Raw genomic sequence first — 3,777 nt, 5'->3', positions numbered from 1 at the left:
TGTCCAGATAGGCCAGAAGCTCGTTGAGCACGATCTTGGTGCCCATCAGCTCTCCGGCCGCGTGGGCTTCGGACCAGGGAATCCCGGTCAGCCAGACCAAGGGGGCCATGACATAGCCAAGAAGACGTTGCAGGGTCGGAGCCGATCCTCCCATCAGTGGCAAAAATTCCAGGCCTTGGTTGACCATGCTGACCAGGGCCACCAGCACCACCAGGAGCGCCACGACATTGATCAGAATTTTCACGCCCAGGGCCGTGCCCTGGACCACGGCGTCCATGGCGCCGCATGTTTCCACGGGGGGTGAAATCCGCCCCCTGGTGGGCGTTCCGGTTTCGGGGACCATGAGACCGGCCACCAAGAGGGCTGCCGGGACGCTGATCAGGGAGGCCGTCAGGATATGCCCGAGGGCGTCCGGCAGGACCGGACCGATGATCCCGGCGTAAAGAACGAGGACGGTTCCGGAAATGGTGGCCATGCCGCACGTCATCAGGGCGAAGAGTTCGCCGCGGGTCATGATCGACATGTAGGGGCGCACGAATAGTGGCGACTCGATCATGCCGGCGAAGATGTTCGCCGCGCACCCGACCCCCAGGGCGCCGCCAATGCCCATGGTTCGTTCCAGCAAGGCTGAAACGCCCCGGACCAGGACGGGGATGATTTTCCAGTGATAGAGCAGGGCGGCCAGGGCCGAGGTGACCACGATCACGGGCAGGCCCCGGAAGGCAAAGATATAGGCCGCGCCGGGATGGGGCTCGGCAAAGGGCAGGGCGCCGCCGCCAAGGTAGCCAAAGACAAAGCTCGTTCCGGCCTGGGTTCCGGCTTCAAGGACCTTGGCGGCCGTGTTCAGGGCCATGAACAGGCCCGAGAAGAAGGGAATTTTTAGAAACAGCAGGGCCAAACCCAACTGCAGGACCAGGGCCATGACGACCCGTCGTGCGTTCGCGGCCCGACGGTTTTCGGACAAGCCCCAGGCGATCAGGACAAAAACAAGCAGACCAAGGGCACTTTGTAGCGCGGGCGGGAACATGAATGACTCCTCATGACTGACTGCGTTGATGTGGACGCGGATTCAGGGCCGGGTTGGATCTGAGGAACGTCATTCCCGGCGTACCGCGTCCGTGGGCGCGTACTGGTCCGGGTCCAGGGGCGAATGGGCGGCGATGTAGTCCTTGAGGGCGTCCGCGTCCACGAAACCCGTGTCCGTGAAGCCGGGGTGCGCGGTCAGTTTCGGGTAGCCGTCGCCGCCATTGGCCAGATAGCTTTCCACGGCCAGGGTGTAGGTTTTGGCCGGATCAAGAGGCGCGCCGGCGACCCTTGGATCGTGCAGCGCTCCTTTTTTCAGCGTTAAGGACACCCCCGCGAATTGCGCGAAACTGCCGGAATCCGGCGGCATGGACGCGGCCGCGCGCAGGTATTCGGCCACTTCCGCCCCGGTCATGGCCACGGTGCAGATGGTATTGCCGAAGGGTTTCACGCACAGCACGTCCCTGTAACTGATGGCTCCGGCGGGCAGGCCGGCCCGGATGCCGCCGGAGTTCATGACCGCCACGTCGGCCCCGGTTTTGTCCACCAGGGCCAGACAGGCCAGATTGCCGATGTCCGTTTCGCGCTGGCGCATGATGGCGCGGTCGCTGGTGAAATTGCCGGTGCCGCGTCCGATTTCGGTCAGGAGGGCCGCATCGCCGTGCTCCTGAAATGACGAGAGCAGTGCCAGCATGGCCGGATCTTCGGGGACGGCCTCGCCGGCGGATTCGCGCACGGTCTGCCCGTTTCGTTCGATTTTCCGGGTCAGGTTCACGGGCAGAAGGCTCCCCTTGACGAGGCGGGTCCGCCCGGATTCGCGCACGAGGTCCACCCGGCCCAGATATTTGCCGTATTCCCCGGCCTGGACGATGACGGTTCCGTTTTCCAGAATCGGCGTGGTCAGTTCCGTGTGGGAATGACCGTCAACGATGAGGTCGATGCCCGGCACGGCCCTGGCCAGGGCCACGGAGCCCGTCGCGCCGCTGGCGTCATAACCGAGATGGGCCAGGGCGATGACCACGTCGGCCTTCCCGCGTAGGATCGGCACCAATTCCCGCGCTTCGTCCACGGCCGGGCGGAAGGTCAGGCCGCGCACATGGGTGGGATTGCCGGCCACGGCCGTGGTCTCGGTGGTCAGGCCGAACACGGCCACCGTGAGGCCGTGCAGCCGAAACACATGGTACGGCGCAAAAAGGCGCTCGCCCGTGGCGTTATAGATGTTGGCCGAAAGCAGGGGAAAATCCATCCAGGCTTCTTGGCGGCGCAGCACGGACAGGGGGTTGTCGAATTCGTGGTTGCCCACGGCCATGGCGTCGTAGCCCATGGCGTTCATACCCCGGATGTCCGGCTCGGCGTCGAGCATGTCGGATTCGGGCACGCCGGTGTTGATGTCTCCGGCGTCGAGCAGCAGAACATCCCCGCCCTGGGCCGCGACTTCGGCCCGGACCCGGTCCGCCAGGGTTTTGCGCGCGGCCAGTCCGTGCTCGCCGTGTTTGTTTTTCCAGAACCGGCCGTGATGGTCGTTGGTGTGCAGGATGGTCAGGGCGAGGGGAGTGTCCACGCGGCCGCCGGTAATCGCGGCGCAGCCGCACAAAATCAGGATGGCCAGCAGTGAAAGCAGGGCCGAGAGACGATGATGTCGCATTGGAGGACTCCGGAAAATGGGGTGATGAAGCGCCGCCGGGGCGAATCGACATGCGGCGTTGTCTCGTGTGCCAGCAAAGTCGGCCATCGGCAATGGATGGAGGGCGGGGCAGGGCGAATCCAAGCGTCTGTCCGGACCCTGATCCGGGCGCATGGCCATTGTCGAGGTACCGGAAAATGCAGGCTATGACGAGAAGCGGCGCAAGGCCGACGAAAACAACTCCGACGCACGCATGAAGCGTCAAGTCATGGGACGTGAAGTGATCGTGCCGTGGCCGGAGGTCGGCCTCGTTTCGGAACGTGGAAGCGTTTTGATGAAGAGTTCGGCGGGCGCCGGCAGCGGGTGCTGGTCAGGATCGTCGGAGAAGGGGGGAGCCGCACGGGCTCCCGGTGTCTAGCCTCAGGAAAAGCCGCCCTTGGGGGCACAGGTTCCGGCCTGGGTGCCGGCGGCGCCAGCGTGTCGGACGCTGGCGGACATGCGCTTGCGGACCTTGGCCGCTGTCTTGCATTTCGGGCAGGGCGGGATTTTGTCCTCGCTGGCGGGCAGGATCTCCTCGAAGATCAGTCCGCAGGCCTGGCATTCGAATTCATAGATGGGCATGGCTGCCTCCTCCTTGGGCGGAACCCGTTAGAAGAAGATGAGTCCCTGGATCAGACCGATCAAACCGCCCAGCACGGCCCCGACCACTTCGATGAAGCGGAATTCCTTGGCCATGATGGACATGAGCAGTGCTTCCAGCCGTTCCATGGACAGATTTTCTATTTTTTCCTGAATGACCTTGCGGAAATCCAGGCTGTTTTCCAGCTCGCCGCCGGCGGTTTCCAGCAGACCCGGCACGATGCGGTCCAGTTCCGTGTCCAGGAGAGCCTTGATTTTGTCCAGCATGGCCCCGTCCAGGAACATGGCGATCATGGGATTAAGCGCCCCAAGACGCTTGGACAAAAACTCGGCGAAACCTTCCTGGATTTTGTCCTTGAGGCGCGCCGCGAATTCCGGGCGCTCCATGACGGCGCGGATGTCGTCGTGGGACAGGAGTTCGCCCTCGATGACGGCGGCCAGATTCAGGGCCAGGGCTTTTTGGCGCTTGGGAAAGATGCCCTGGATGGTCA

General features: G+C 63.8%; 5 protein-coding genes. 1 reads left to right on the top strand and 4 read right to left on the bottom strand.

Annotated elements, in window-relative coordinates:
- Together EOL86_12745 and EOL86_12740 are read right to left on the bottom strand one after the other, a co-directional pair.
- Positions 1-1,027 (bottom strand): nucleoside:proton symporter (locus EOL86_12745; protein NCD26442.1); only part of this gene is annotated, 1,027 nt, incomplete at its 3' end.
- Positions 1,028-1,096: 69 nt separating this feature from the next.
- Positions 1,097-2,668, bottom strand: coding sequence for a bifunctional UDP-sugar hydrolase/5'-nucleotidase (locus EOL86_12740; GenBank protein ID NCD26441.1), 1,572 nt, complete (start codon positions 2,666-2,668; stop codon positions 1,097-1,099).
- Positions 2,669-2,819: 151 nt separating this feature from the next.
- Here EOL86_12740 and EOL86_12735 point away from each other — a divergent pair, with 151 nt between their 5' ends.
- Positions 2,820-3,065 (top strand): hypothetical protein, encoded by a 246-nt coding sequence (locus EOL86_12735; GenBank protein NCD26440.1) that lies wholly within the window; start codon positions 2,820-2,822, stop codon positions 3,063-3,065.
- A gap of 2 nt (positions 3,066-3,067) precedes the next feature.
- On the opposite strand, the gene EOL86_12730 is transcribed toward EOL86_12735, so the two are convergent.
- Together EOL86_12730 and EOL86_12725 are read right to left on the bottom strand one after the other, a co-directional pair.
- Entirely contained in the window at positions 3,068-3,268 is a 201-nt protein-coding gene (locus EOL86_12730; GenBank protein ID NCD26439.1) for a zinc ribbon domain-containing protein, read from the bottom strand.
- Positions 3,269-3,295: 27 nt separating this feature from the next.
- Positions 3,296-3,777: DUF445 family protein (locus tag EOL86_12725; GenBank protein ID NCD26438.1), on the bottom strand; the 482-nt coding region annotated here is incomplete at its 5' end.

The sequence above is a fragment of the Deltaproteobacteria bacterium genome (assembly GCA_009930495.1).
Lineage (GTDB): Bacteria > Desulfobacterota > Desulfovibrionia > Desulfovibrionales > Desulfomicrobiaceae > Desulfomicrobium.
The sequence above is the reverse complement of the archived record's forward strand: the minus strand, read 5'-3'. Positions and strand labels throughout refer to the sequence as shown.

Bases quoted from the DNA above. Each gene is read 5' to 3' on its own strand.
- EOL86_12740 (NCD26441.1), bottom strand. From the start codon at position 2,668: ATGCGACATCATCGTCTCTCGGCCCTGCTTTCACTGCTGGCCATCCTG.
- EOL86_12735 (NCD26440.1), top strand. From the start codon at position 2,820: ATGGCCATTGTCGAGGTACCGGAAAATGCAGGCTATGACGAGAAGCGG.
- EOL86_12730 (NCD26439.1), bottom strand. From the start codon at position 3,268: ATGCCCATCTATGAATTCGAATGCCAGGCCTGCGGACTGATCTTCGAG.